This is a genomic window from Amycolatopsis sp. NPDC114484, assembly GCF_055633755.1.
In genome coordinates, this window is record NZ_JBVKDQ010000015.1 from 120,898 (window position 1) to 146,062 (window position 25,165).

Below are 25,165 nucleotides of genomic sequence, written 5' to 3' on the forward strand. Positions count from 1 at the left end.
TGGCGAGCACGCTCCAACTGTGCGCGGATCAGTCCAGGCACCGACCGCGGATGAGCTGGTGTCACCGCGCAGCACCGTCGCGGACGGAGCGGCCCCACCGCACACCGCACCGACGAACGCCGCCTACCGGGCAGGTGGTGCCTGATGCTCCGCGAACCGCAGCAAGAACGCAGCCGCACCACTCGGCGGCGGTTGATCGAAGCCGCGATGGACTGCATCGGGGAGCGGGGGTGGCACGGGGTCACCGTCGCGGTCATCGCTGAGCGGGCCGGGGTCTCCCGCGGTGCCGCGCAGCACCACTTCCCGACCCGGGAATCGCTGGTCGCGGCGGCGGTCGAGTTGCTCGGCGAGGCTCAGCTGGACGAACTGCGCACGCGCGCGGCCGGGTCGCCGGGCGGCTCGTCGCGGATCGAGTGGGTCGTCGAGATGCTGCTGACCCTCTACACCGGGCCGATGTTCCGCGCGGCGCTGCAACTGTGGGCCGTCGCGTCGACTGACGACCAGCTGCGCGACGTGCTCGTGCCGCTGGAGGCGCGCGTCGGCCGGGAGGCGCACCGGGTCGCGGTCGAGCTGCTCGGCGTCGACGAGGCTCAGCCGGGCGTTCGCGAACTGGTCCAGGCCACTCTCGACCTCGGGCGCGGCCTCGGCCTCGCCAACCTCCTCACCGACGACACCCGCCGCCGCGAGCAGATCGTGCGCGAGTGGGCCCGGACGCTCGAGTCTCGCCTGGCGGGAACCGAACAGGTCTAGGCCTCGTCACATTCCCGAACCGCTACAGTGTGGCTGTTAACACATTCGGCCCAATCGACGATAACGTTGAGTAAGTAGCCCACGAGGAAGAAGGCGATCCCGGTGTCCGGTGCAGAAGGGGTGACCGTCGAGCTGACCCATCGCGCGATGGCCATGCTCAAAGCGGTCGCGCAGCAGCGCGCGGAGATGTCCACCAGCTGCGAACCCGACCTGTTCGTCGACGGTTTCGCTTGCTGCGACCAGATGACCGCGCACGCGCTCGCCAAGGGCGGCTACGTCCGTCCGGGCACCGGCCCCGCTGCTGCCGGGCGGGTTCCCGCAGAGCTGACCGAGGCCGGAGTGGCCGCGCTGTCGGTCACCGCCGCTGCCTGATCTTCACTCGTTCGGCCGTATCCGCGCACAGTGTGTGACGGACGGCGGAACGGGGACCTCCCGGGCGGGAAGGTCCCCGTCGCTCCGCTCTCCATGCGGGACGGCCGCGATTCCGGGCGGGTGCGAGGACGGTGGTTCAGTCCACCTGGACGCCTGCTCGGCTGGCTCGCGAAGCTCGACTCGGTTCCGCTTAGCCGAACCGCTGCCGGTCTGGCCTGATCGGCTGAACCGCGGCCCGCTAGGCGCAGGTCAGCCGAACCGCTCCCGACCTGGCCCGGCGCTGGCCCTGGCGGGCCGAGCCATGGCCAGCCCGCCGCAAGATCAGCCGTTGTACCCGGCCACGACCTTCGTGAACGCGTAGTTCTCCTGGTCGATCCCGCTGCAGCCGCCGCAGTCCCGGTTCGTCGCCCAGAACGTGACGCGGCCCAGGTGGTGCTCGGCGGCCCAGTCGCGGATCGCGGTGAAGTCCGCGACCGACACGACCTCCCCGGCCCGGTCGGTCTTGCCGTTCATCGACGACAGCCCGGCGCGGTGGTAGGCGGTGGCGTCGTCCCAGCCGAACGTCGACTTCAGTTCCCCGACCAGGCCGTCCACCGCGGATTTCGTCATCGCGACCATGTCGCCGCCGTCGGAGAAGTCGAACGGCATCAGAGACCACACGTCGACGTCCGCGCCCAGCGCCTTGGCCTGCGAGACCAGCCGCTTGCCCCAGTCGTTCGGGCCCTGCGGCGTGGTGCCCATGGTGATCACGACGCGCAGGTTCGGGTTCTTGTCCTTGACGATCTTGACCGCACCGAGGATCCGGTCCTGCACGGCCGCGTTCTCGAACTCGTCGGTGTTCTCGATGTCGAGGTCGATCGCCTTGAGGTCGTAGGCGTCGATCACCTGCTGGTACGCGCCGGCCAATTCCTCCGGCGACCCGCAGTTCGGGCCCAGTTTGTTGCCCTGCCAGCCGCCGAACGACGGGATCACGTCGCCGCCCGCCGCGCGGATCTTCTGGATCATCGCGGCGTCGGTGCCGTCGAGCGGGCGGTTGCCGTCCCACGCCGGGGCGCAGCCGCCGCCGGAAAGCATGAAAGCGAGGGTGAACGCGCTGACGCCGGTCGCGTCCATCGCGGCGGACGGATCGCTCTGCCCGCCCCATTGGTACAGATACGGTGCCGCGAGGACGGGGTCCCCGGCGGCTGAGGCGGTGCCGGTCGCGGTGGTCAGCGCGGCGCCCGCGGCGAGTGCCAGCACGCCGAGCCGTCCGGCGAGTTTCCGGCGGGAAGTGGTGCGGCGCAAGGATTTCATGGGTCCTCCAACGGGGGAACGCGCACCCGGCGGCACGCGGCATCGGAGCACCTGGCGAAGCCGGACGTGGCGGCGGCGCCCCGCAGGCACTCGGGGGAGTGTGTGCGCAGTCACAATGGACTAGACCATTGAGAAGTGTCAAGACATGGGCGGGAGTGGGAAAAAACCTCACCGAAGGTGCCGAGGTCGCCGGGAGGTTCCGGGGCGCCGGTGAGCGGGACTATCGGGAAGCCGGGCGCGGACGCGCGGGCAGAGAACGCGCGAGCGGAACCGCTCGGCGGGCACTGCCGGAACGGTGTGTCACGCTGGAGGCGGCTCCCCGGCCATCGGTGCCCTCGGAGCGGTCGATCTTCGAACGAACGGGAGCGTGATGACCGAACCGGTCCAGATCACCGGAGCCGACGTCGCCCCGGAACAGCAGGCCGTCCGCTATGAGCTGGCTATCCTGTCCTTTCGGCTGCTCGACGGGCCGAAAGCCGTCGAGGGGGTGCTGCCGTGGGTCGAGGGGCACGGCGAACTGCTCGGCTGCTGGCAGACGGAGAACGGTCCGCTCGGCAGGCTGGTCGTGCTGCGCGGGTTCGAGGACCAGCAAGCGCTGGACGAGGAGCGGATGCGGGCCCGGCACAGCCGCGAGCCGTTCGGCGGCGAGTATCTGACGGATCTGTCGCTGCAGAGTTTCGCGCCGTTCCCGTTCGTGCCGCCGGTGCGGCCGGGGAAGTACGGTTCGGTGTACGAGATCCGCGATTACCACCTCCGGCGGGCGGTTTGACCGCGACGATCGACGGCTGGCGCGAAGCCTTGCCCGCGCGGCATCTGATCGACCCGCTGACCGTGGTGATGTACGCGCTCGACGGGCCGGACCGGATCATCCAGATCTGGCCGTTCGCGAGCCTGGACGAACGGCTCGCGATCCGCCGCGATCTTTACGCGAAGGGGATGTGGCCGCCGCCGGGCGCGCCGGAGGAGATCCTCGACGCGGATTCGATCATCGCGCTGCCGACGGAGTTTTCGCCGCTGGCGTGAGTCATGTCGGTTCGCCGATGTCCTCGAACCACAGCGCCGGTTCCCGCTCGATGAATTCCGTCATCAGCGCGACGCAGGCCGGATCGTCGAGAAGGTCGATGCGGACGCCGTGCTCGGCCAGCCAGCCGTGGCCGCCGGTGAACGTCCGCGATTCGCCGATCACCACGTGCGGGATGCCGAATTGCCGGACCAGGCCGCTGCAATACCAGCACGGCGACAGAGTCGTGACCATGATCGTGTCGCGGTAGTGCGGACGGCGGCCGGCGGCTCGGAACGCGGCGGTTTCGGCGTGCAGGGACGGGTCGCCGTCCTGGACGCGGCGGTTGTGGCCGCGGCCGAGCAGCTTCCCGTCGCGGTCGAACAGAGCCGCGCCGATCGGCACGCCGCCTTCGGCCTTTCCGGTTTCCGCCTCTTCGCGGGCGACAGCGAGCAGGTCGTCGAGCATGCGTCACTTTCGCACGGCGCGGCAATTCCCCGGCAATCGAGGACCGAAGCTGTCCGCGAAGCGTGGCAGAGTGCTCAGCATGTACGGAACCTCCGAACGCCTGTTGCGCCTGCTCTCGCTGCTGCAGGCGCGCCGCGAATGGCCTGGTCCGGACCTCGCGGGCCGGTTAGGGGTCGATGTCCGGACCATCCGGCGCGATGTCGAACGGCTGCGGCAGCTCGGCTATCCGGTGCACGCGACGCCGGGGGTCGCGGGCGGGTACCGGCTGGGCTCCGGCGCCGCGTTGCCGCCGCTGCTGCTGGACGACGACGAGGCGGTCGCGGTGGCGGTCGGCCTGCGTACCGCGGCGAACGGCACCGTGTCGGGGATCGAGGAGACGTCCGTGCGGGCGTTGGCGAAGCTCGAGCAGGTGCTGCCCGCGCGGCTGCGGCACCGGGTCCGGGCGATGGATTCGGCGATGGTCCGGATCCCCGGCGGCGCGCCGACCATCGACGCGGAGCTGCTCACCATGGTCGCGGCGGCGTGCCGGGACCACGAGCGGCTGCGGTTCACCTACGGCACGCACGCGGGCGACGTGGCCGAGCGCGACGTGGAACCGTTGCGGCTCGTGCACACCGGCTGGCGTTGGTACCTCGTCGCGTGGGACCTCGGCCGCAGCGACTGGCGCACCTTCCGGCTCGATCGCATCGACGGACTCCCGGTGCCCAGTTTCCGTTTCACGCCAAGGGAACCGCCGGCCGAAGACCTCGCCGCGTACGTGTCGAGCCGGATCGCGACGGCGCCGTATCCGCACATCGTGACGCTGCGCGTGTCGGCCCCGGCGGAAGTGCTGGCCGCGCGGGTTTCGCCGACTACCGCGGTGATCGAGCCGATTGACGACGAAACCTGCCGGATGCGGACCGGTGCGAAAACCTTCGACTACATTCCGTTTTACCTCGCGCAGTGGGAATTCGACTTCGTGGTGGAGGACGCACCGCCGGAATTGCTGAACCGGCTGGCACAGATCGCGGAACGGTTCGCGCGAGCGTCTTCAGCCCGGGATTCCGTCGGTGGCGACGGCGAGCAGATCCGCGGCGGCGGTTGAGAGTGCTTCGGGGAAGCCGTTGCTGTCGCGGTGTTCCTCGGTCATCCAGCGTTCGGTGGCCAGCCGTAGCACGGACAAGCCGAGGTCGGTGGCCATGCGTGCGGTTTCAGTGGCGATGCCTCGGTTGAGCAGTGCGGTGGTGAGTGTTTCCGAAATTGTGACGAGTTTGATCAGTTCTCGTTCCCGCAGCGGGGGGTTGGCCGCGATCACCGCAGCCCGGCGGAGCAGGAATTCGCGCGGGCGGAATACGCGCGGTGCGGTGGCGAAGGCGGCCAGCAGGGTGGGCAGCGCGGGAGTCCCCGGCGGGACGGCGTCGATGGCGGTGACGAACTCGGTTTCCAGCTCCTGGCTGCCGCCGAACAGCACTTCCCGTTTGTCGGCGAACCACCGGTAGAACGACCGCTCGGTGAGGTTCGCGCGCTGGGCGATCTGCGCGACCGTCGTGCGGTCGTAGCCCTGCTCCTCGAACAACGCCAGCGCGGCCTGTTCGAGCCGGTTCCGGGTGTTGCCCTCCCATCGTGCCATGCGTCCAGTGTAGCGACAGCAGATGCTGTCATCACTCTGGTAGCGTGAATGACGACAGCTTCTGTCATCACTCACGAGGAGACTTCGGATGCGCACCCTTCGTTTTCACCAGCACGGTCCGGCGGCTGAGGTACTGCGGGTCGAGGACGCGGAGGTCCCGAGCCCCGGGCCGGGCCAGATTCGGGTCGCGGTCCAGGCGTGCGGGCTGAACCCGGCGGACTGGGCGTTGTGCGAGGGCCTGTTCGCCGGCGACCTGCCGCGCGGGATCGGGCTGGAGGTGTCCGGCACGGTCGACGCGCTCGGCGAGGGGGTGACCGGGGTGGAGGTCGGCGACCCGGTGTTGGGGTGCGCGCCGTTCACCGGTCCGACTGCGGGGGCGTCCGAGCTGGTGTTGCTCGATGCGTGGTTCCGGCGCCCGGACGGGCTCGACGCGGTCCACGCCGCGGCGTTGCCTATGGCCACCGGGACGGCTTATGCGGCACTCGACGCACTCGGCGTCGGCTCCGGCAGCACCCTGCTCGTGCACGGAGCGGGCACCACCACTGGGTTCGCCGCCGCGCAGATCGGGCTCCGGCGGGGAGCGCGTGTCTTAGCAACAGCAGGTGAGACGCACGCCGAGGCGCTCCGCTCAGTTGGTGCGGAAGTCACCAGCTACCAGGACGGGATCGCCGAGCGCGTGACGGCGCTGGCCGGGGGACCGGTCGACCTCGTGCTGGACGCTGCTCCGTTCAGCGGCGCGGTGGCCGAACTCGTGCGCACCGTCAAGGAACCCGGACACGTGCTGACGCTCGATCTCAGCTCGGACGTACCCGGGGTGCAGACCATTGTCAGCTCGGGCGCCCAGCCGCGCTACGACGTCCTCGGCGAGTTCGCGTCGCTCGCGGCGGAGGGGCGGTTTTCGATTCCGGTGTCCCGGATTTTCCCGCTGGACGACTGGCGCGCCGCGCTTGAACTGAGCCAGTCCCGGCAAGCGCGGGGCAAGCTGGTGCTGGCGATCTAGCCCGCGCCGAGCATGCGAAGGACCAGTTCGCCGTATTCCTTGCCCAGTTCGGTGGGCGTCTGCCGGGTCCGTTCGCTGTACCAGCGCGCGACGTCGACGCCCAGCGACAGCACGGCCCGCGCCGCGATCCCGACGTCGCCGACGGTGAACGCGCCGGACTCGACACCGTCGGCGATCACCTCACGCACGCGCTGCTCGATTTTCCGCCGCAGCTGCGCGACGACCTGATATTCCTTCTCCGGCAACGCGTTCAGCTCGTACTGCACGACGCGCGCGACAGTGTGCCGCCGCGCGTGCCAGGCGACGAAATCCTCGACGAGCAGCCGCATCCGCTCCACCGGACCGGTGACGCGCCCGAGCACGTCCTCGACGAGGGCGAGCGTCTGCTCGTGCCCGTTGCGGCTGATCGCGAAAAGCAGGGCGGCTTTCGAGGGAAAATGCACGTACAGCGCGGCCGGGCTCATCCCGGCCGCGCCGGCGATGTCCCGCGTGGTGGTGGCGTGGTAGCCGCGCTCGGCGAACGACTCCACCCCGGCGAGCATCAGCCGGCGCGCGGTCTCGGGCTGCACGTCGGGCCACAGGTCGGCCGAGAGCGTGGTCATCCGGCGATCCTCCTCTAGTCCCGCGCCGGCCGGTGAGTCCGCCCGTCGTCGCTTGAGTGTAAGCGCTCGCTCAGTGGAGAGTCCGGTGATGCGTCCCCGGCTCGGGGAGGGCATGCCTGCGAGCTTATCCGGCTCCACGGCCTAGGCTGCGAAAAGTAGCATCTTCTGATGCTGGCAGGTGCCGGAATCGGCCTTCGAGGGGAGGAGGGTGCCAGTGATCGGATGTGTTCCGATGCGCTGCTGGGCAGCCGTCGGTCCGCATCAGTGCGTCCGCTGCTGACCTGTGCCCGGAGGGCATTGAGAGCGACGACGAGGACGCGATTGTCCGGGGTGCACCCAGGACGGCGTTGACGAGGTGCTTCGCCAGTTGACCTGACGGAGCCGTCGACTGTGGGCGCATTCATCGTTCACGATCCGGCTCGCCAGCCATCTCCTTTCGCCGGACCGCGGCGGCGCGGCCGCTCGCCCGTTATGCCTGAGGTGTCCGAGAGCGGTAATCCCGCGTTCGTCAGCTCAGGCGGCAGGGCCCGCACTGGTCTGCCTGCCACTGCTTAGCCGTCGTGGAAGTTGATCCACGCGTGCGCCTCGACTGAGGAGTACTGCAGGACACCGTGGTTGCCGAACTCGACACCGTATGTGGCTGCGCCATCCGGCACGCCCGATACCGAGAATTCGAAAACGCATGCGGTCACGAGGTCGCTCACACCCCTTCCCTGGGCAAGGTAGCCGGTCGCGAGCAGCTTCCCGGACGCATCGAAAACCTGCACGGGGGTGTTCTTCTTCAGATCCTCGTAAATGCCGGCTCCGATACAGGGTGCACCGTCTTGTATGTCGGTCGATCCCTTCGCCGACAGCAGCGTGACTGCACCGCGCACGGTGAATACTGGCTTGGTCGGTGCAGTGCTCGTGAAGATCGGCTGATAGCTCGGTTGTCCAGCGGATGCGGGCGGCGGCACAGCGGGTGCTGCGTCCAGCCGAGTTACGAAGTACGTGACAGTCCCGCCGACAACGAGTGCACCGGCAACCAGCCCGGCGACAGCGAGTACGCGACCTGTGGACATGGCGACTCCTGGGGAAGCGATGAGTACCTGCTCACTCGCTCGACTTGAGCCTCGTGTTTTACGAGGATGATGCGGTGACGACCGCGGCCTCAGAACCGGTCCTGCCGCTCTCTTGATCTTCGCCATCCCGTTGGGCCACAGCTGGATTGCGTTCGCAGCAAACGAAGCCAGCTCCCCGAGCATCGCCGAATGCGGCATGCCGTTCACCGCCGATGGTGAGGGCGACCCCAGGTGAAGCACCGTCATTTTGCTGCGGTCATGCTGCAGTCTGCCGACGGAGGCATACTCGACTCGTCTTACTCGGCGCCGTGGCGGGACGGGCTGCCCGATGCGTGTGTAGTTCGATGCCTCCGCATTCCGATGCCTTCCGGAATGCCCGAGACGTTGCATCCGTCGATGCCGCACCGCTCCCGCACGCCGACAGTGATCGCGAATTCGTGGAGATTGCGAGCGCCGGGACCGAAGCCGAAGAACGCGAGCCGTTGGGCGACGCTTCCGCCGTGAAGCACCGCATCGAGGTCTCCGGTTGCCTTCTTGTCATGGCCCGCGCGGAAGTATGAACCCGCTGAAGCGGCGTCGCCGCAGCCGCAGAAACAGTCTCCTGTCGGAGCGGGGACGGAGATGATGGTCATGGCTTCTCCTTGTTTGAGTCAACGATTCCGGGAACCCCCGGAATTCAAGGGATTCCGACGAGTAAGATCCAGCGTCTGGGCGGTTTGTTCGACCAGGACGTGGATGTCGGGCGTGACACCTGGGCCGCGGCGCCGGCGGTCGCAACGCTGACTTCACGACTCATTCAGCGTTCCGGGCCGCTTAGGGCGGGTTCACGGGCTTGCGCTCGGCGCAATCGTGTTGGCACTGGCGAAAACCAGCAGTTCGGCTCCGGCCTTGACGACGGAGGAGTACGACAGATTGAGGAGCAATTCGAGCCGCCGGAAGCGCAGAAGCTCCGCACTCATCGCCTTCTGCTCTTCGGCGGACCGCAGTTGCCGGTACACCGATTCGGTGAGATGAGGTTGCACGATGACAACCTCGCGTTTGTCGGATTCGCTGAGGACTCGGAGGCTGTCGATGAACTCGTCGCGTCCGGTCACCGCCTTTCCGTCGACCCAGCTCGCTTTGCCCGCCGCACTGGCCGTCAGCCGGCTGATGAGCAAGTCCCTGTCGAGGAAGATCAGGTTCTTCGATGCTTGCGCGGCGACCACTTCGTAGGCGGACGTCGAGACGCGTCGTCCTGGCGCGTTGCTTTCGGCACCCTTGACGTGGATGAGCCGGAGGGTTCCGTCCGGTCCGATGTGGAGGAAGTCCGCGATCTCGCCAGCGCCATCGTCGCAGATCAACCACCCGTCGTTGTAGTGCCGGGCGACCCAGCGGAAGAGCGAGTCGTCCCCTTCGACGTCGATGCAGCGGTGTATCTTCGTGCTGGATAGGAGACCGAAGGGTTTTTCCCGGTCCACTTTGGCGTCGTGGAAGTCCATGAAGCGCCAGTTCCGGAACGGCACGACCCGGGACTTCCGTTTGCAGATGCGTCCGCCGGAGTAGACATGTCCGGATTCGTAGTAGACGGAAAGCAGGTCGCTGGATTCGACGGCGTCGAGGATGCGACGGGCTGTGGCCGGTATAGTGGGCTCGCCGCTGAATCCGGCGTTGAGGCGAAAACCATGCGCGGTGGGCTCTGGCGTGATGCCGAGGGTGCCGTCGACACTTCCGTTTAAGCCGATGTTCAGTTTGAACTTTGCCCCGGCGCTTCCGTCCACGACCCGGAGCACGGCGTTCTGCAGCACGTCGGCCGCGGCTTGGACCTCCTCGCCCTCCGCCAGGTCTGACGGGAGCTGGTCGAGGTCAGTGACGGAGACGTCGTACGCGCCGTGGACCTCCGAGAGGTCCGAGATTTCCCGGGCCAGCTGAGGAAAGGCTTCTCCGACGGAGTCCGGGTCGGCTTCCGCTGCCTCGATGAGGTCGAAGATTTCACCGACGGCGTGGAGAAAGTGTTCGAAGCTCTCCATGGGTTTGAGCCAGAGCTGAGAGGTGCTCAAGGTAGAGCCGATGCGGCCGGTCAATGCGACCAGTTCTGGCATCCGCGGCAGTTCGCAACGAGCGGATGAAAGCGAATAGGCACCGTCGTCGAAGTCGTCAAGCGTGTCTTGCAGACGCATGCCGACGCTGGTTTTGGCGTCGGGTCGGCGAGTCGTTCGTCCGCTCGCGCCTTGCAGCCACAGCCCCTTCGCCTCTCCTTGAAGGAATGTGTACTCGAGAATGAGTGGTTTGATCCTTTCCACCGTCGGCGCGCCGGTGCGGTCGATCCATTTCTGGAACCGGTCCGCGCAGCCAGTATCCGGCTTGACCGCGATGAGGTTTCCCCGGCGGATGACCAGGTTCAGGTCATAGGTTGTGTTGAGGTACTCGAGTCCGTCGCCTGCCCAGGCCGGTGGTGAAGTCGACTGGCGGACGAACGCGCCGACCTGGTCCATGCCCGTTGCCGCCAAAATCGAATCTTGCTGTGGCAGTTCTTCGCGGTGCGCAGGGGATTCGGACGCGGCGACGACCCGGACGATCTTCCTCGTTCTCGACGAGGCGTCGGTGTGGAGCTGGCGCCAGACGGCGTCGTAGCAGTGCGCAGGGTCGATTTGGGATCGACATTTGAGTACAGCGACGGACAGATACGGGAAGAGCGCGTCCCAGGACAGTCCGGGCAGATCGTCGGCAACCGTCGTCATTCCATAAACCCCGCCATCATTCCGCGGGACCGTGGGGTCCGGTCCCGCGGGAATCGAAAATCTGAACGATGTACGGGCAGAGTCAGCGGACAGGAGCACGATGCAACAGAACAGGGCGAATGTTCACTCTGACGGAGTAAGTTGCTCGCAACCACGAGCAGCCCGCGCCGAAGGCCCTGCAGCCGGAACATTCGGCTCCGCTGCCTATTGGGCGAGGAGGGGCGAGTCGGCTGGTGGAGGGCGCGCGTTTCAGGTGTCGTGGCGAGCAGGCCGGAGGCGTCGATCCTGACCAGGCAGTACGTCAGGTCGCCGCACCGTACGTTGGCAGCGGGACCATCGGAGGTGGGGCTGCGTGCCCGGAGACGATGCGGGCGATTCGGGCGGGATGAGCGCGGTGGCCAGCGTCTCAGACATCCGATCACCGCCCGGCTGACACGGTGGCGTGGGCAGGCTTGCGAGACGGGCGGTCTGCCGCCATGGGGGCCGGCTTGCTGCCCGTCGAAGAGTGGTTTCGGTCAGGCTTGGCGCTTGGGGATGTATCCCCGGAAAACTCGACTTAGCGCTCGCTCAGTGGAGAGTCCGGTGATGCGTCCCCGGCTCGGGGAGGGCATGCCTGCGAGCTTATCCGGCTCCGGCGGCAGCGGGCGGGAAAACAGCACCTTCGGCGGTAGCCAGCCCGCGTCTTGCTCCATACGGCGTACACAGCCTCACGGCACCTGAGAGGCTGGCGCTGCCTCTGTGTCCACACTGGACTGACCCAGGCCGACGCGTCAGGACGGTTGCGAAAGGAGGAAGGCCCATGCCAAAGTCTCAGTGCAATGTCACATGACACACTGCCGGAACCAGGGAGACCCGATGAGCCCGGTGGACCGACCTTGGCGCGGCGTCCATGTCGCGACCGCCCTGCCGTTCAACGACGACCTTTCGGTGGACTACGACGGGTTCGCCGAGCACGTCCGGTGGCTTGCCGAGAACGGCATGGACGGCGTGACTCCCAACGGTTCGCTGGGGGAGTACCAGACCCTCACGGACGAGGAGCGGGCGCGCGTCGTCGAAGTCGCGGTCGCGGCCGCACCTGACGGTTTCGGGGTCATGCCCGGTGCCGCCGCGTATGGCTCGGGCGAGACCTGCCGGTGGATCGAGCAGGCGGCCCAGGCCGGCGCGCACTCGGTGTTGCTGCTCCCGCCCAACGCGTACCGGGCCGACGCCGACGCTGTGGTCGAGCACTACCGGGCCGCCGCCGCGGTGGGTCTTCCGATCGTGGCGTACAACAACCCGTACGACACCAAGGTCGACTTGACCCCCGATCTGCTCGCGCGGCTCTTCTCGGAAGGCCTCATCGTGGCGGTCAAGGAGTTCACCGGCGACGTCCGGCGCGCCTACGAGATCGCCGAACTCGCTCCTGGGCTCGACGTCCTGATCGGCAGCGACGACGTGGTGCTCGAACTCGGCATCGCGGGGGCGGTCGGCTGGATCGCCGGGTATCCGAACGCGCTGCCGGTCGCGTCGAAGAAGCTCTACGACCTGGCTACGTCGGGGCAAGCCCAGGACCTCGCCTCGGCGGTCCCGTTGTACCGGGACCTGCACTCGCTGCTGCGCTGGGATTCCAAGACCGAGTTCGTGCAGGCGATCAAGGCTTCGATGGACGTCGCCGGCCGCAAGGGCGGCGTGTGCCGTCCGCCCCGCCACGCCCTGACCGGCGCCGCCGCGGACCGGGTGAACGCCGATACCAAGGCGGCTCTCGAAAAAGGCTATTGCTGACTACGGTCTCGCCCGGATTCCCGGAACATCCGCTGCCGCAAGAACTTCGCACAGGAAGCGAGAACCGATGAGGACGACCCGGATCATCCACGCGGTCGATTCCCACACCGAAGGAATGCCGACCCGCGTCGTGACCGGCGGGACCGGCGTGTTCCCCGGCGCGAGCATGGCCGAACGCCGGGTGTGGTTCCAGGAGAACGCCGACGACCTGCGAACCTTCCTCATGTGCGAGCCGCGCGGGCATTCCGCGATGAGCGGGAGCATCCTGCAGCCGCCGACGCGACCGGACGCCGACTACGGCGTGCTCTTCATCGAAGTCTCGGGCCTGCTCCCGATGTGCGGGCACGGCACGATCGGGACCGCGACGGTCCTGGTGGAAACCGGGATGGTCCCCGTCGTCGAGCCCGTGACGACCGTCCGGCTGGAAACGCCTGCCGGTCTGGTCGTCGCCGAGGTGGCGGTCACGGACGGAAAGGCCACGTCGGTCACGATCCGCAACGTGCCGTCTTTCTCCCTGGCCCTGGACGCGAGCGTCGAGGTCCCCGGCTTCGGGGACGTGCGGTACGACCTCGCGTTCGGCGGGAACTTCTACGCGATCGTCGACCTCGACGACCTGGGCCTGCCTTACGACCGGAAGGCCAAGAACGAACTGCTCGACGCCGGTCTGAAGATCATGAACGCGATCAACGAGCACGCCGTTCCCCGGCATCCCGAGCGCCCCGACATCTCCGGATGCCACCACGTTTACCTCAAAGCGCCCGGCTCCGACGCGAAACATTCGCGGCACGCCATGGCAATCCACCCCGGATGGTTCGACCGTTCGCCTTGCGGCACCGGGACGAGCGCCCGGATGGCTCAGCTTCACGCGCGCGGGGAACTGGCCCTCGGCGCCGATTTCCTCAACGAGTCCTACATCGGCACCGCTTTCACCGGAAGGTTGGTCGAGGAAACCGAAGTCGGCGGAATACCGGCGGTGGTACCGACAATCACCGGACGCGCCTGGATCACCGGCACCGCGCAGTACATGCTCGACCCGACGGACCCGTTCCCCGCCGGGTTCGAGCTGTGACCACGCCTGACGTCCTGATCATCGGCGCCGGCGCGCTCGGCGCCGCCACGGCTTGGTTCGCGATCCGTGCGGGCCTTTCCGTCAAGGTGGTCGAACAAGGGCAGGTAGCGAGCGGCACGACCAGCAGGTGCGAAGGGAATCTGCTGGTCTCGGACAAAGAAGCCGGACCCGAACTCGATCTCGCGCTCTTGTCGCTGGCCGCCTGGCGTGAAGAGCTTGGCGAACACGGCTCGCTCTGGGAGTTCGAGCAGAAGGGCGGCCTGGTGGTTTCGTCCACAGTGGACTCCGCCGCTGGGCTGGCCCGGCTCGCCGAGCGGCAACGTCTCGCGGGCGTCGAAGTGCTTGACCTCGCCCCGGAAGCGATTCCCGACTACGAGCCGCAGTTGACCCGCGATCTTTCCGGAGCCGCGTTCTATCCCCAGGACTGTCAGGTCCAGCCGATGCTGGTGGCGGCTCATCTGCTCCGGATGGCGCGCGAACGCGGCGCCGAGGTCCGCACCGGCACGCGAGTCATCGGCTTTCTCCGGGACGGCGACCGGATTCTCGGCGTCCGAACCGATCGCGGGGACCTGTACGGCGGATGCGTAGTCAACGCCGCGGGAACCTGGGCGGGCGAGGTCGCCGCGCTCGCCGGCGTGGAGGTCCCCATTCTGCCGCGCCGGGGCTTCATTCTCGTGACGCAACCTCTGCCGCCGACCGTGTTCCACAAGGTGTACGCCGGGGAATACGTCGCCAGTACCCAAAGTTCCGACGAAGGGCTCCAGACCTCGACGGTCATCGAGGGAACCCAGTCCGGAACGGTCCTCATCGGCTCCTCCCGCGAGCGGGTGGGCTTCGACCGGTCCGTGTCGCCGCGGGCGCTCCGGGAGATAGCCGCGAAGGCACTCGTGCTCTATCCGTCGCTGAGCCGGACCAAGGTGATGCGCAGCTACCTGGGGTTCCGGCCGTACTGTCCCGATCACCTGCCGGTCATCGGGCCGGACCCGCGGGCGCCAGGCCTTTGGCACGCGGCGGGCCACGAGGGCGCGGGCATCGGCCTTTCCGCCGGAACAGCGAAGATTCTCGTCCAATCGCTCCTCGGCGAGGAGCCCGACCTCGACCTCTCACCCTTCGCACCCGAACGGTTCGCCGTGCAGGAGGCCTCGTGACCACCATCGTGACGCTGACCTTCGACGGCCGGCCGCTCACCGCATCGCCCGGGCAAAGCGTCGGCGCGGCGCTCACCGATGCCGGGGTGCGTTCCTGGCGCACGACTCGCCGCTCCGGCCGGCCACGGGGCCTGTTCTGCGGGATCGGCGTCTGCTTCGACTGCCTGATCACCGTGGACGACGTGCCCGACCAGCGGGCCTGCTTGGTTCCCGTCCGGGACGGCATGGTCGTTCGGAGCGACTCCGATGAGTAAGTACGACGTGGTCGTGGTCGGCGGCGGTCCCAGCGGTCTCGCGGCCGCGGCGGCAGCGTCCGGGAACGGCCTGCGCGTGGCACTCGTGGACGCCTCGCCCCAGATCGGCGGCCAGTACTGGCGCAGGCCGAGCGATCAAGCGGCCGGAGCCAAGGCGCCCGAACAGCACGGCACGACACTCGAGTCGCTGCGCCGGAGCCTGAGCGACGTCGACCATCACCCGGAACACCAGGTCTGGCTTCTCGAACCAGCCGCTCCGGGCGGAGACCACTGCCTGCACCTGGCACCTGCCCACGAAAGCGTGCGAACCGCGGCCCCACCCGTCCTTCGCGCACGTTCCCTGATCCTGTGCCCGGGTGCCTACGACCGCCAGCTGCCGATCCCGGGATGGGACCTCCCCGGGGTGATGGCGGCCGGCGGGGTCCAAGCACTGGTGAAGGCCCACGGTGTCCTTCCCGGCCGGCGAGCCGTCATCGCGGGCACCGGGCCCTTTCTGCTTCCGGTGGCCCGGCAGCTCGCGGAAGCAGGTGCGGAAGTCGTCGCTGTCTGCGACGCGAACAGCATGACAGGCTGGATGCGGACGCCGCTCGGCGCGCTGGCTGTTCCGTCCAAAATGGGCGAAGCCGTGTCGTACGCCGCCGCGTTCGCGCGGCACCGCATTCCCTTTCGGGCACGCACAATCGTGGCTGCCATCGAAGGCGGCGACAAGGTCGGCTCCGTGCGGCTTCGCAAGGTCGACCGCGCCGGAAACCTGACCGGCAGCGGCGAAACGCTTGACGGGATCGACCTGGTCGCCCTGGGATGGGGATTCACCCCGTCGCTTGAGCTGATCCTCGCCGCGGGCGCCGCTACCCGCGTCGACGTGGACGAATCGCTGGTCGCCGTGGTCGACGCCTGGCAACGCACCGATGCCGCCGGTGTCTACGTCGCGGGCGAGGCAACCGGAGTCGGCGGGGCCCTCCTCGCGCATGCCGAAGGCGAGGTCGCGGGCCTGGCGGCGGCCATGGACCAGGGCCGCTCCGTGGACCGCCGACGCGCCGGACGCCTCCAGCGCCAGGTGCGGCGGGGGAGAGCTTTCGCGACTGCCATGCATCGCGCGCACCCCCTGCCCGCTGGCTGGCAGGACTGGCTCGAGCCGGACACGACGGTGTGCCGGTGTGAAGAGGTCACCGTGCAAGACGTGCGCGACGCGTGCCAGGACCTGGGTGCCGTCGACGCGCGGACGGCGAAGCTCTTGGCACGGCCCGGGATGGGGTGGTGCCAGGGCCGCGTATGCGGATTCGCCTCGGCCAAGCTCGCCCAAAGCGGGGGAAAACGCTTGGCCGTCAACGATCTCGCGCCGATGGCCAAACGGTCGATCGCGATGCCGGTGTCCTTGGAACGGCTCGCGACGGAGGAACCTCACTAGGATGGGCGTCCGGGAAGCAGAGGAGCGACGGATGAGCGCGAACATCCAGGAGTTCGAGAAGACGACACTCCGGGAGAAGGTCTCGCACGCCCTCCGCGCCGCGGTCGTGGCCGGGGAGCTCGAACCCGGCAGCGTCTACTCCGCGCCGGAGCTGGCCAAACGGTTCGGAGTGTCCGCCACCCCGGTGCGCGAGGCGATGCTCGACCTGGTCCGCGAAGGCCTGGTCGCCACTGTCCCGAACAAGGGTTACCGGGTCACGGAGATGGCCGAGAGCGAGCTGGATCAGATCACCGAGCTTCGCATGTTGATCGAGCCTTCTCTGGTCGCCCGCGCCAGCGCGCACATTCCGGACGGCGACCTGCCCGAACTTCGGGCGATGGCCCAGGCCATTGTGGACGAAGCGGCCGCGGGCGACCTGGTCGCGTACACCGAGGCGGACAGAGCGTTCCATCTCAAGTTGCTGGATTACGCCGGGAACACCCGAGCGACTTCCCTGATCGCCGATCTGCGCGCGCATACGCGGCTTTACGGGCTCGCTGCCTTGTCCGAACGCGGCGAACTCGAGGAGTCCGCGCGCGAGCACCACGCGATCCTCGACGCGATCTCCGGCGGAAATCCCGGACTGGTCGAAAAACTCATGCGTACCCACATCGCGCACGTGAGGGAGTCGTGGGCCAGCGCCGAGCCGACGCAGCGGAAGCGGAACTCCTCGCACTGAGGCTCGCGGCGATCCTCGGGTCAGCCCCGGTGGGCGGCACCGAAGCGCCGCCCACCGGAGGTCAGCGGGCGGCGGCCCCGGCGCGGCGTTTGGTCCAGATGTCGTAGGCGACCGCGGCGAGCAGAACCGCGCCTTTCACCAGCATGACGCGTTCGCTGGGCGCTCCGACGAGGGACATGCCGTTGTTGATGACCGCCATGATCAGGCCGCCGGTGATGGCTCCGACGACCTTGCCGACGCCGCCCTGGACCGCGGCGCCGCCGATGAACGCGGCGGCGATGGCGTCGAGTTCGAAGTTGACGCCCGCGGTGGGCCCGGCCTGGTTGAGGCGGCCGGCGAAGATGACGCCGGCCAGGGCGGCGAGGACGCCCATGTTGACGAAGACCCAGAACGTCACGGATTTGACCTTGACCCCGGACAGGGTCGCGGCCTGCAGGTTCCCGCCGATCGCGTAGACGTGCCTGCCGAACACGGATTTCCCGGCGACGAGGGAGTAGCCGAGCACGAGCACGGCGAGCAGGACCAGCACCCAGGGCAGGTTGCGGAACCGGGCCAGTTGCACGACCACGGCGAGCACGAGCGCGGCGGCGACGGCGATTTTGAGCACGAACAACGGGAACGGGTCGACTTCCTGGCCGTAGCCGAGCCGGGCGGTGCGTTTGCGCCACTGGGTCAGCACGATTCCGGCGACCACGACGACGCCGGCGAGGAGGCTGACGAGGTCGGCGCCGCCGAGCGGGCCGAGGCCGATGTTGCCGAGGTAGCCGCCGGTGAAGCCGTTGGACAGGGTGCGGATGGCGTCGGGGAAGGGGCCGATGCCCTGGTTGCCGAGCACGGTGAGGGTGAGCGCGCGGAAGGCGAGCATCCCGGCGAGGGTCACGATGAACGCGGGGATGCCGAAGTAGGCGACCCAGTATCCCTGCCAGGCGCCGATCACCGCGCCGACGACGAGGGTGAGCACGACCGCCAGCGGCCAGGGCAGCCCGAGGTTGACCGTGAGGACCGCGGCGACCGCGCCGGTCATCGCCACGACCGAGCCCGCGGACAGGTCGATGTGCCCGGAGATGATCACCAGGATCATCCCGACGGCGAGGATCAGCACGTAGGAGTTCTGCACGATGATGTTGGAGATGTTCTGCGGTTCGAGCAGCGCGCCGCCGGTGATCGCCTCGAACAGGACCACGATCAGCGCGAAGGCGACGTAGATGCCGCTTTGCCGGAGGTTGATCGAGATCCGCCGGGGGCTGCGCCCGGAGGGCGGGGCGGCCGGATCGGCGGGCCGCACCGGGTTCGTGGTGGTCATGGCCGTTCCTTCGTCATGTGTCGCATGAGCAGTTCCTGGGTGGCCTCGGCGCGCGCGACCTCGCCGGTGATCCGGCCCGCGGCGAGGGTGTAGACGCGGTCGCAGAGGCCGAGCAGTTCGGGGAGTTCGGAAGAGATGACGAGGACCGCTTTCCCCTGTGCGGCCATCTCGTTGACGATCGTGTAGATCTCGTATTTCGCGCCGACGTCGATGCCGCGGGTGGGCTCGTCGAGGATGAGCACGTCCGGATCGGTGAAGATCCATTTGGCCAGCACGACTTTCTGCTGGTTCCCGCCGGACAGCTTGCCGGTGACGCTGCGCACCGACGGCGCTTTGATCCGCAGGTCGCGGTGGAAGCGGACGGCGACGTCGTGTTCGGCGTGCTCGTCGACCCAGCCGCGGCGGGCCACCGCGGGGAGCCCGGCCGCGGTGGTGTTGCGCTGGATGTCGTCGATCAGGTTGAGCCCGTACAGTTTCCGGTCCTCGGTTGCGTAGGCGAGGCCGTTGCGGATGGCGTCGCGGACGGACCGGAGGGTGATCTCCTCGCCGTCCTTGACCAGCCTGCCCGAGATGTTCGTGCCGTACGAGCGGCCGAAGACGCTCATGGCGAGTTCGGTGCGGCCCGCGCCCATCAGCCCGGCGAGCCCGACGATCTCGCCGCGGCGCAACGTCAGATTCGCCCCGTCCACCACGATCCGGCCGGGCTGGCTCGGGCTGTGCACGGTCCAGTCCTCGATCCGGAGCACCTCGTCGCCGATGTCCGGTTCCCTTGGCGGGAAACGGTGTTCGAGGTCGCGGCCCACCATGCCGGTGATGATGCGTTCCTCGCTCAGCCCGGCCGCGTCGAGCGTTTCGATCGTCTCGCCGTCGCGCAGGATCGTGACGGTGTCGGCGATCGCGGTGACCTCGCCGAGCTTGTGCGAGATGATCACGCAGGTGACGCCGTCGTCGCGCAGTTCGCGCAGCAACGCGAGCAGATGCGCCGAATCGTCGTCGTTGAGCGCGGCGGTCGGCTCGTCGAGGATGAGCAGTTTGACGCGCTTGGACAGGGCTTTGGCGATCTCGACCAGTTGCTGTTTGCCCACGCCGAGTTCGCTGACCGGCGTGACGGCGTTCTCGCGCAGCCCGACCCGGCGCAGCAGTTCGGCGGCCTCGTGGTTGGTGCGGTTCCAGTCGACCCAGCCGCGCTTGGCCCGCTCGTTGCCGAGGAAGATGTTCTCGGCGACCGAAAGCTGCGGGCACAGCGCGAGTTCCTGGTGGATGATCACGATGCCGCGGCGTTCGCTGTCGCGGATGGACCCGAACGCGCAGTCCTCGCCGTCGAAGACGATCTCGCCGTCGTAGCTGCCGTGCGGGTAAACGCCGGACAGGATCTTCATCAGGGTGGACTTCCCGGCGCCGTTCTCGCCGCAGACGGCGTGGATTTCCCCGCGCCGCACAGAGAGCGTGACGTCGGACAGCGCGGTGACGCCGGGGAAGGTCTTGGTGATCCCGCGCATGCCGAGCAGTTCGGTCATTTCAGCTGGCCCGCGGTGTAGTAGCCGGAGTCGAGCAGTTCCTTCTGGTAGTTGGACTTGTCCACCACGACCGGCTGCAGCAGCTGGGCCGGGACGATCTTCTTGCCGTTGTCGTAGTCCGTGGTGTTGTTGACCGCGGGCTTCTGTCCTTTGAGGACGGAGTCGGCCATCTTCACCGTGACGTCGGCGAGTTTGCGGGTGTCCTTGAACACGGTGGAGTACTGCTCGCCCGCGATGATCGACTTGACCGAGGCGACCTCGGCGTCCTGTCCGGTGACCACCGGGTAGGGCTGTCCGGCCGAGCCGTAGCCGTTGCTCTTGAGCGCGGACAGGATGCCGATCGACAGGCCGTCGTACGGGGAGAGCACGCCTTGGACCTTCGCGCCGCCGTTGTAGGTCTTGGTGAGGAGGTCTTCCATGCGCCGCTGCGCGGTGGCCGGGTCCCAGCGCAGGATCGCGGTGGTGGCGAAGGCGGTCTGGCCGCTCTTCACGATCAGTTTCTTGCTGTCGATCAACGGTTTGAGCACGGACATGGCACCGTTGAAGAAGAAGGTCGCGTTGTTGTCGTCCGGCGAACCGCCGAACAGTTCGACGTTGAACGGGCCGGGTCCGTCGCCGAGGCCCTTGACCAGCGAGTTGGCCTGTTCGACCCCGACCTTGAAGTTGTCGAAGGTGGCGTAGTAGTCGACGGCGGGCGAATTGCGGATCAGCCGGTCGTAGGCGATCACCGGGACCTTGCGGTCGGCGGCCTCCTGCAGCTGGGTCGTCAGCGCGGTGCCGTCGATCGAGGCGACGACCAGCAGCTTCGCGCCCTTGGTCAGCTGGTTCTCGATCTGGTTGACCTGGGTGGGGATGTCGTTCTCGGCGTATTGCAGGTCGACCTGGTAGCCGAGCTTTTCCAGCGCGGCCTTGATGTTGTCGCCGTCGTGGATCCAGCGTTCGGACGATTTGGTCGGCATCGTCACGCCGACCAGCGCCCCGGCAGCCCCGCCGGCCTGCTGGTCGACGGTTTTCGCGCTGGACCCGCAGGCGGCGGTGCCGAACGCGAGCACCGCGGCCCCGGCCGCCGCGGCGACGGTGCGGATTCCTCGAATGAACTTCATTGTTCGTTCTCCTTTTTCTCAGAAACCCTGGGCGAGCCGGTGGTAGGCCTGGTTCCAGCGGATGCGGTCGGCGAATTCCACGGCGGTGGTGTTCTCGTCGATGACCAGGAGTTCGACGTCGAGCATGCGGGCGAAATCCCGGATGGTCTCGGTGCCGACCGCCTGGGTGAGCACGGTGTGGTGCGGGCCGCCCGCGGTGATCCACGATTCCGCGGACGTGGTGAGCGACGGCGCGGGCTTCCACACCGCGTGCGCCACCGGCAGGTTGGGCAGCGGTTCGTCGGGCGGGACGACCTCGATCTCGTTGGCCACCAAGCGGAACCGGTCGCCGAGATCGGTCAGGCCCAGCACCGCGCCCCGGCCGGGCGCGGCGTCGAACACCAGTCGGACGGGGTCCTCGCGGCCGCCGATGCCGAGCGGGTGGATCTCGCACGACGGCGTGCCCGCGGCGATACTGGGACACACCTCGAGCATGTGCGCGCCGAGGATCTTGGGTTCGCCGGGTCCGAAGTGGTAGGTGTAATCCTCCATAAAGGACGTTCCGCGGTCCGAGCCGCGGCCCATCGCTTTCACCGTGGCCAGCAGTGCGGACGTCTTCCAGTCGCCCTCGCCGCCGAAGCCGTAGCCGTCGGCCATCAGCCGTTGCACCGCCAGCCCCGGCAACTGGCGAAGTCCGCCGAGATCCTCGAAGTTCGTGGTGAACGCGCCGAATCCGCCGTCGGTGAGGAACGAGCGCAGGCCGATCTCGATCTGCGCTGCGTACCTCAGAGGTTCGTGCCGTTCCCCGCCGCGGTCCAGTTCGGGCGCTAGGCGGTACTCGTCGGCATACTGGGCGACCAGAGTCTCGATGTCCACAGTGGACGCGGCGTCGACCCGCTCGGCGAGTTCGGTGACGCCGTAAGTGTTGACCGAGACGCCGAACCGCAGCTCGGCCTCGACCTTGTCGCCTTCGGTGACCGCGACGTCGCGCATGTTGTCGCCGAACCGGGCCAGTTTCAGAGTCCGCAGATGCGCCGCGCCGACCGCCGCCCGCATCCAGGCGTCGATGCGAGCGACCACCGTCGGATCGGCCGCGTGCCCGGCGACGGTTTTGCGCGGAATCCCGAGCCGGGTCTGGACGAACCCGAACTCCCGGTCGCCGTGCGCGGCCTGGTTGAGGTTCATGTAGTCCATGTCGAGACTGGCCCACGGCAGCGTCGAATCGAGCTGGGTGTGCAAGTGCAGCAACGGTTTGCGCAGCGCGTCCAGGCCGCTGATCCACATCTTCGCCGGGCTGAACGTGTGCATCCACGCCATCACGCCGACACAGGCGGGGTCGGCGTTGGCCTCTTGCAGCACTTGCCGGATCCCGGCGGACTCGGTCAGCACCGGCTTTCCGGCCAGCTCGCACGCCAGGCCGCCGGAATCGGACAGCAGCTGCCGGATCCGCAGCGACTGCCCGGCGACCTGCTCGAGGGTCTCCTCGCCGTAGAGCGCCTGGCTGCCGGTGAGGAACCACACCTGCGGCTTGGTCGCGGAGGTCATCTTTTCTCCTTGCTGGATCAGGGGTTTCAGCGCTGCCCGTAGACGTTCTGGTAGCGCGCGTGCAGCCGGTCGACGTCGCTTCCGGACAACGGGGCGGGCGTGCCGAGCTGGTGTGCGATGTGGACAGTGCGGGCCACGTCCTCGACCATCACGGCTGCCTTCACCGCGTCCCGCGCGGTCGCGCCGACGGTGAACGGGCCGTGGTTGCGCATCAAGACGGCGGGGGAGCGGGTGGCGCGCAGGGTTTCCACGAGGCCGCGGCCGATCGAGTCGTCGCCGATCAAGGCGAACGGGCCGACCGGGATCTCGCCGCCGAACTCGTCGGCGATCATCGTGAGCACGCACGGAATCGGCTCGCCGCGCGCGGCCCACGCGGTGGCGTAGGTCGAATGCGTGTGCACGACGCCGCCGACGTCGGGCAGGTGCCGGTAGACGTAGGCGTGCGCGGCGGTGTCGGACGACGGCGCGAGTTCGCCGTGCACGAGCGTGCCGTGCAGGTCGGTGACGACCATTGTGTCGGCGGTCAGGTCGTCGTAGGACACGCCGGACGGCTTGATCACCATCAGGTCCTCGCCGGGCACCCGCGCCGAGACGTTGCCCGCGGTCCAGACGACCAGCTCGTTGCGCGTCAGCTCGCTGTGCAACCGCGCGACGGATTCCCTCAGCTCCGCGATAGTCCCGCGCGCCTGTGCGGTCAGCGTCATCAGTTCTGTCCTTTCGCGACAGTGGCCAGTTCGCGGCGGCGCGCGGCGAGACGGTGCAACACGTCGTTGCCGCCGCGGCCGAAGTAGTCGTGCAGCGCGGTGTATTCCGCGTAGAGCTCGTCGTAGGCCGACACGTTCGCCAGCACCGGCTGGTACGCCATCCGCTGGACCGAGCCCATCGCCGCCGCGGCCGCGCGTACGTCGGGATAGGCACCGGCGGCGACGGCGGCGTGAATCGCCGAACCGAGCGCGGGTCCTTGTGCCGAGCCGATCAGCGAGAGCGGGAGGCCGGTGACGTCGGCGTAGATCTGCATCAGCAGCGTGTTTTTGGTCAGCCCGCCCGCGATGATCAGCTCGGTGACCGGAACCCCGGCGCCCTCGAAGGTCTCGATGATCTTGCGGGTGCCGAACGCGGTGGCCTCCAGCAGCGCCCGGTAGACGTGCTCGGGCCGGGTGCCCAAGGTTTGCCCGGCGAGCACCCCGGACAGCTCGTGGTCGACCAGGACCGACCGGTTTCCGCTGTGCCAGTCGAGCGCGACCAGGCCGTGCTCGCCGATCTCCTGCCGCGCCGCGAGCCGGGTCAGCACCTCGTGCACCGAAAGGCCTTCCGCCCGCGCAGTGTCCGAATAGGACTCCGGGACGCAGTGGTCGACGAACCAGCCGAAGATGTCGCCTACTCCGCTCTGGCCCGCTTCGTAGCCCCACAGATCGGGGACGATGCCGCCGTCGACGACTCCGCACATGCCCGGGACCTCGCGCAGGTCCGCGCCGTTCATCACGTGACAGGTCGACGTGCCCATGATCGCGACCATCTGGCCCGGCTCGACCGCCTGCGCGGCCGGCGCGGTGACGTGCGCGTCGACGTTGCCGACCGCGACCGCGATCCCGGCGGGCAGCCCGGTCCAGGCCGCGGCCCGCGCGCTGAGCTTTCCGGCGAGCGAGCCCAGCTGCCCGATCGGACAGTCGAGCTTCTCGTCCACAAAGGACTCGAACCCGGGTGCGAGGCTATTGAGGAAATCGCGCTCCGGGTAACGGCCGTCCTGGTAGATCCCCTTGTATCCGGCCGTGCAGGCATTGCGGACGTAGGTTCCGGTCAGCTGCCAGACGATCCAGTCCGCCGCCTCGACCCAATGCCGCGTGGCGCGGTAGACCTCGGGTGCTTCCTCGAACACCTGCAGTGCTTTGGCGAACTCCCATTCGGACGAGATCAGCCCGCCGTAGCGCGGCAGCCACGGCTCGCCGCGCTCGCGGGCCGCGGCGTTGATGCGATCGGCTTGCGGTTGGGCGGCGTGGTGCCGCCACAGCTTCACATACGCGTGCGGGTTTCCCGTGAACTCGGGCAGTTCGGACAGCGGAGTGCCGTCCTCGGTGGTCGGGATCATCGTGCAGGCGGTGAAATCCGTGCCGATCCCGATCACGTCCCGCGGATCGGCTCCCGCTTCGGCGAGAGCGGCGGGCACGGCGGTGCGCAGGACGTCGACGTAGTCCGACGGAACCTGCAGCGCCCAGCCCGGCGGCAGTTCCTCGGCGGTGGCGGGCAGCCGGTCGTCGACCACCCGATGCCGGTATTCGGTCACGGCGGTTCCCAGTTCGGCGCCGTCGCGCACCCGGACCACGACCGCGCGCCCGGAGAGAGTGCCGAAGTCGATGCCGACGACGAGGGAATCTGCTGGCACTGGAGGAATGTCCTTCCGGGTTCCGCGCCGCGCGACAGGGCGGTCGCTCGACTGTTAGCGCTAACATTTTGAAGGTGCCGCGCGTTCGGGGTGTGGCCGTACGGTGCT

General features: G+C 68.3%; 25 protein-coding genes. 12 read left to right on the forward strand and 13 right to left on the reverse strand.

Annotated elements, in window-relative coordinates; translation table 11 throughout:
• The first annotated feature begins 144 nt into the window (after positions 1-144).
• Positions 145-750 carry a TetR/AcrR family transcriptional regulator gene (locus tag ACZ7SW_RS31260; protein ID WP_037814758.1) on the forward strand — a complete coding sequence of 202 codons (606 nt, stop codon included), beginning with the start codon at positions 145-147 and terminating at the stop codon, positions 748-750.
• A gap of 102 nt (positions 751-852) precedes the next feature.
• Entirely contained in the window at positions 853-1,122 is a 270-nt protein-coding gene (locus ACZ7SW_RS31265; RefSeq protein WP_470233943.1) for a hypothetical protein, read from the forward strand.
• A 321-nt stretch (positions 1,123-1,443) separates the two neighbouring features.
• Here ACZ7SW_RS31265 and ACZ7SW_RS31270 read toward each other — a convergent pair whose 3' ends face one another.
• A complete protein-coding gene (locus ACZ7SW_RS31270) occupies positions 1,444-2,415 on the reverse strand; it encodes a chitinase (RefSeq protein ID WP_470233944.1) in 972 nt (323 codons plus the stop codon).
• Between the two features lie 370 nt (positions 2,416-2,785).
• On the opposite strand from ACZ7SW_RS31270, the gene ACZ7SW_RS31275 reads away from it, so the two are divergent.
• The gene (locus ACZ7SW_RS31275; protein ID WP_470233945.1) at positions 2,786-3,184 is read left to right on the forward strand and encodes an NIPSNAP family protein; all 399 of its coding nucleotides are present in this window, start codon (positions 2,786-2,788) and stop codon (positions 3,182-3,184) included.
• Positions 3,181-3,438 (forward strand): NIPSNAP family protein, encoded by a 258-nt coding sequence (locus tag ACZ7SW_RS31280; protein WP_470233946.1) that lies wholly within the window; start codon positions 3,181-3,183, stop codon positions 3,436-3,438. Before ACZ7SW_RS31275 ends, ACZ7SW_RS31280 begins: the two co-directional genes overlap by 4 nt.
• A gap of 1 nt (position 3,439) precedes the next feature.
• Here ACZ7SW_RS31280 and ACZ7SW_RS31285 read toward each other — a convergent pair whose 3' ends face one another.
• Entirely contained in the window at positions 3,440-3,883 is a 444-nt protein-coding gene (locus ACZ7SW_RS31285) for a nucleoside deaminase (protein WP_470233947.1), read from the reverse strand.
• A gap of 79 nt (positions 3,884-3,962) precedes the next feature.
• Between ACZ7SW_RS31285 and ACZ7SW_RS31290 the strand changes: the two genes are divergently transcribed.
• Entirely contained in the window at positions 3,963-4,967 is a 1,005-nt protein-coding gene (locus ACZ7SW_RS31290) for a helix-turn-helix transcriptional regulator (RefSeq protein WP_470233948.1), read from the forward strand.
• Here ACZ7SW_RS31290 and ACZ7SW_RS31295 read toward each other — a convergent pair.
• Positions 4,914-5,492 carry a TetR/AcrR family transcriptional regulator gene (locus tag ACZ7SW_RS31295; RefSeq protein ID WP_470233949.1) on the reverse strand — a complete coding sequence of 193 codons (579 nt, stop codon included), beginning with the start codon at positions 5,490-5,492 and terminating at the stop codon, positions 4,914-4,916. The two genes, ACZ7SW_RS31290 and ACZ7SW_RS31295, sit on opposite strands and share 54 nt — an antisense overlap.
• An 88-nt stretch (positions 5,493-5,580) precedes the next feature.
• On the opposite strand from ACZ7SW_RS31295, the gene ACZ7SW_RS31300 reads away from it, so the two are divergent.
• Positions 5,581-6,492 carry an NADP-dependent oxidoreductase gene (locus tag ACZ7SW_RS31300; RefSeq protein WP_470233950.1) on the forward strand — a complete coding sequence of 304 codons (912 nt, stop codon included), beginning with the start codon at positions 5,581-5,583 and terminating at the stop codon, positions 6,490-6,492.
• Here the strand turns inward: ACZ7SW_RS31300 and ACZ7SW_RS31305 are convergent.
• The 4 genes from ACZ7SW_RS31305 to ACZ7SW_RS31320 form a co-directional block, all read right to left on the reverse strand.
• Positions 6,489-7,094, reverse strand: a complete 606-nt coding sequence (locus ACZ7SW_RS31305; protein WP_470233951.1) for a TetR/AcrR family transcriptional regulator — start codon at positions 7,092-7,094, stop codon at positions 6,489-6,491. The genes ACZ7SW_RS31300 and ACZ7SW_RS31305 overlap by 4 nt on opposite strands.
• 551 nt (positions 7,095-7,645) lie before the next feature.
• Complete coding sequence (locus ACZ7SW_RS31310; RefSeq protein WP_470233952.1) at positions 7,646-8,155, reverse strand: hypothetical protein; 510 nt, start codon at positions 8,153-8,155, stop codon at positions 7,646-7,648.
• Positions 8,156-8,451: 296 nt separating this feature from the next.
• Positions 8,452-8,787 (reverse strand): hypothetical protein, encoded by a 336-nt coding sequence (locus tag ACZ7SW_RS31315; protein ID WP_470233953.1) that lies wholly within the window; start codon positions 8,785-8,787, stop codon positions 8,452-8,454.
• Between the two features lie 192 nt (positions 8,788-8,979).
• The gene (locus ACZ7SW_RS31320; RefSeq protein WP_470233954.1) at positions 8,980-10,872 is read right to left on the reverse strand and encodes a hypothetical protein; all 1,893 of its coding nucleotides are present in this window, start codon (positions 10,870-10,872) and stop codon (positions 8,980-8,982) included.
• A gap of 855 nt (positions 10,873-11,727) precedes the next feature.
• On the opposite strand from ACZ7SW_RS31320, the gene ACZ7SW_RS31325 reads away from it, so the two are divergent.
• From ACZ7SW_RS31325 to ACZ7SW_RS31350, 6 genes are all read left to right on the forward strand, one after another.
• Positions 11,728-12,633, forward strand: a complete 906-nt coding sequence (locus tag ACZ7SW_RS31325) for a dihydrodipicolinate synthase family protein (RefSeq protein WP_470233955.1) — start codon at positions 11,728-11,730, stop codon at positions 12,631-12,633.
• A 67-nt stretch (positions 12,634-12,700) separates the two neighbouring features.
• The gene (locus ACZ7SW_RS31330; protein ID WP_470233956.1) at positions 12,701-13,702 is read left to right on the forward strand and encodes a proline racemase family protein; all 1,002 of its coding nucleotides are present in this window, start codon (positions 12,701-12,703) and stop codon (positions 13,700-13,702) included.
• Positions 13,699-14,850, forward strand: coding sequence for an NAD(P)/FAD-dependent oxidoreductase (locus tag ACZ7SW_RS31335; protein ID WP_470233957.1), 1,152 nt, complete (start codon positions 13,699-13,701; stop codon positions 14,848-14,850). Before ACZ7SW_RS31330 ends, ACZ7SW_RS31335 begins: the two co-directional genes overlap by 4 nt.
• A complete protein-coding gene (locus tag ACZ7SW_RS31340) occupies positions 14,847-15,104 on the forward strand; it encodes a (2Fe-2S)-binding protein (RefSeq protein WP_470233958.1) in 258 nt (85 codons plus the stop codon). The genes ACZ7SW_RS31335 and ACZ7SW_RS31340 overlap by 4 nt, the downstream gene beginning before the upstream one ends.
• Positions 15,097-16,512, forward strand: a complete 1,416-nt coding sequence (locus ACZ7SW_RS31345; RefSeq protein WP_470233959.1) for an FAD/NAD(P)-dependent oxidoreductase — start codon at positions 15,097-15,099, stop codon at positions 16,510-16,512. Before ACZ7SW_RS31340 ends, ACZ7SW_RS31345 begins: the two co-directional genes overlap by 8 nt.
• A gap of 31 nt (positions 16,513-16,543) precedes the next feature.
• The gene (locus ACZ7SW_RS31350) at positions 16,544-17,230 is read left to right on the forward strand and encodes a GntR family transcriptional regulator (protein WP_470233960.1); all 687 of its coding nucleotides are present in this window, start codon (positions 16,544-16,546) and stop codon (positions 17,228-17,230) included.
• 61 nt (positions 17,231-17,291) lie between these two features.
• Here the strand turns inward: ACZ7SW_RS31350 and mmsB are convergent, their stop codons facing one another.
• Genes mmsB through araB form a run of 6 tightly spaced genes read right to left on the reverse strand, consistent with a single transcriptional unit; the run spans position 17,292 to position 25,057 of the window.
• Positions 17,292-18,533 carry a multiple monosaccharide ABC transporter permease gene (mmsB, locus tag ACZ7SW_RS31355; RefSeq protein ID WP_470233961.1) on the reverse strand — a complete coding sequence of 414 codons (1,242 nt, stop codon included), beginning with the start codon at positions 18,531-18,533 and terminating at the stop codon, positions 17,292-17,294.
• Positions 18,530-20,050: a multiple monosaccharide ABC transporter ATP-binding protein gene (mmsA, locus tag ACZ7SW_RS31360; protein WP_470233962.1), complete on the reverse strand. Its 1,521-nt coding sequence runs from the start codon at positions 20,048-20,050 to the stop codon at positions 18,530-18,532. The genes mmsB and mmsA overlap by 4 nt, the downstream gene beginning before the upstream one ends.
• On the reverse strand, positions 20,047-21,153 hold the full coding sequence (gene chvE / locus ACZ7SW_RS31365; protein WP_470233963.1) for a multiple monosaccharide ABC transporter substrate-binding protein: 1,107 nt from the start codon (positions 21,151-21,153) through the stop codon (positions 20,047-20,049). Before chvE ends, mmsA begins: the two co-directional genes overlap by 4 nt.
• 18 nt (positions 21,154-21,171) lie before the next feature.
• Positions 21,172-22,677, reverse strand: coding sequence for an L-arabinose isomerase (gene araA / locus ACZ7SW_RS31370; protein ID WP_470233964.1), 1,506 nt, complete (start codon positions 22,675-22,677; stop codon positions 21,172-21,174).
• A gap of 26 nt (positions 22,678-22,703) precedes the next feature.
• Positions 22,704-23,381, reverse strand: coding sequence for an L-ribulose-5-phosphate 4-epimerase (locus tag ACZ7SW_RS31375; protein WP_470233965.1), 678 nt, complete (start codon positions 23,379-23,381; stop codon positions 22,704-22,706).
• On the reverse strand, positions 23,381-25,057 hold the full coding sequence (gene araB / locus ACZ7SW_RS31380; RefSeq protein WP_470233966.1) for a ribulokinase: 1,677 nt from the start codon (positions 25,055-25,057) through the stop codon (positions 23,381-23,383). Before araB ends, ACZ7SW_RS31375 begins: the two co-directional genes overlap by 1 nt.
• Positions 25,058-25,165 lie beyond the last annotated feature (108 nt).

Coding starts and splice junctions, on each gene's coding strand:
- ACZ7SW_RS31285 (WP_470233947.1), bottom strand. CDS start 3,883: ATGCTCGACGACCTGCTCGCTGTCGCCCGCGAAGAGGCGGAAACCGGA.
- ACZ7SW_RS31350 (WP_470233960.1), top strand. CDS start 16,544: ATGAGCGCGAACATCCAGGAGTTCGAGAAGACGACACTCCGGGAGAAG.
- ACZ7SW_RS31260 (WP_037814758.1), top strand. CDS start 145: ATGCTCCGCGAACCGCAGCAAGAACGCAGCCGCACCACTCGGCGGCGG.
- mmsA (WP_470233962.1), bottom strand. CDS start 20,050: ATGACCGAACTGCTCGGCATGCGCGGGATCACCAAGACCTTCCCCGGC.
- mmsB (WP_470233961.1), bottom strand. CDS start 18,533: ATGACCACCACGAACCCGGTGCGGCCCGCCGATCCGGCCGCCCCGCCC.
- ACZ7SW_RS31290 (WP_470233948.1), top strand. CDS start 3,963: ATGTACGGAACCTCCGAACGCCTGTTGCGCCTGCTCTCGCTGCTGCAG.
- ACZ7SW_RS31305 (WP_470233951.1), bottom strand. CDS start 7,094: ATGACCACGCTCTCGGCCGACCTGTGGCCCGACGTGCAGCCCGAGACC.
- ACZ7SW_RS31315 (WP_470233953.1), bottom strand. CDS start 8,787: ATGACCATCATCTCCGTCCCCGCTCCGACAGGAGACTGTTTCTGCGGC.
- ACZ7SW_RS31320 (WP_470233954.1), bottom strand. CDS start 10,872: ATGACGACGGTTGCCGACGATCTGCCCGGACTGTCCTGGGACGCGCTC.
- ACZ7SW_RS31310 (WP_470233952.1), bottom strand. CDS start 8,155: ATGTCCACAGGTCGCGTACTCGCTGTCGCCGGGCTGGTTGCCGGTGCA.
- ACZ7SW_RS31275 (WP_470233945.1), top strand. CDS start 2,786: ATGACCGAACCGGTCCAGATCACCGGAGCCGACGTCGCCCCGGAACAG.
- ACZ7SW_RS31330 (WP_470233956.1), top strand. CDS start 12,701: ATGAGGACGACCCGGATCATCCACGCGGTCGATTCCCACACCGAAGGA.
- chvE (WP_470233963.1), bottom strand. CDS start 21,153: ATGAAGTTCATTCGAGGAATCCGCACCGTCGCCGCGGCGGCCGGGGCC.
- ACZ7SW_RS31270 (WP_470233944.1), bottom strand. CDS start 2,415: ATGAAATCCTTGCGCCGCACCACTTCCCGCCGGAAACTCGCCGGACGG.
- araA (WP_470233964.1), bottom strand. CDS start 22,677: ATGACCTCCGCGACCAAGCCGCAGGTGTGGTTCCTCACCGGCAGCCAG.
- ACZ7SW_RS31295 (WP_470233949.1), bottom strand. CDS start 5,492: ATGGCACGATGGGAGGGCAACACCCGGAACCGGCTCGAACAGGCCGCG.
- ACZ7SW_RS31345 (WP_470233959.1), top strand. CDS start 15,097: ATGAGTAAGTACGACGTGGTCGTGGTCGGCGGCGGTCCCAGCGGTCTC.
- ACZ7SW_RS31325 (WP_470233955.1), top strand. CDS start 11,728: ATGAGCCCGGTGGACCGACCTTGGCGCGGCGTCCATGTCGCGACCGCC.
- ACZ7SW_RS31300 (WP_470233950.1), top strand. CDS start 5,581: ATGCGCACCCTTCGTTTTCACCAGCACGGTCCGGCGGCTGAGGTACTG.
- ACZ7SW_RS31375 (WP_470233965.1), bottom strand. CDS start 23,381: ATGACGCTGACCGCACAGGCGCGCGGGACTATCGCGGAGCTGAGGGAA.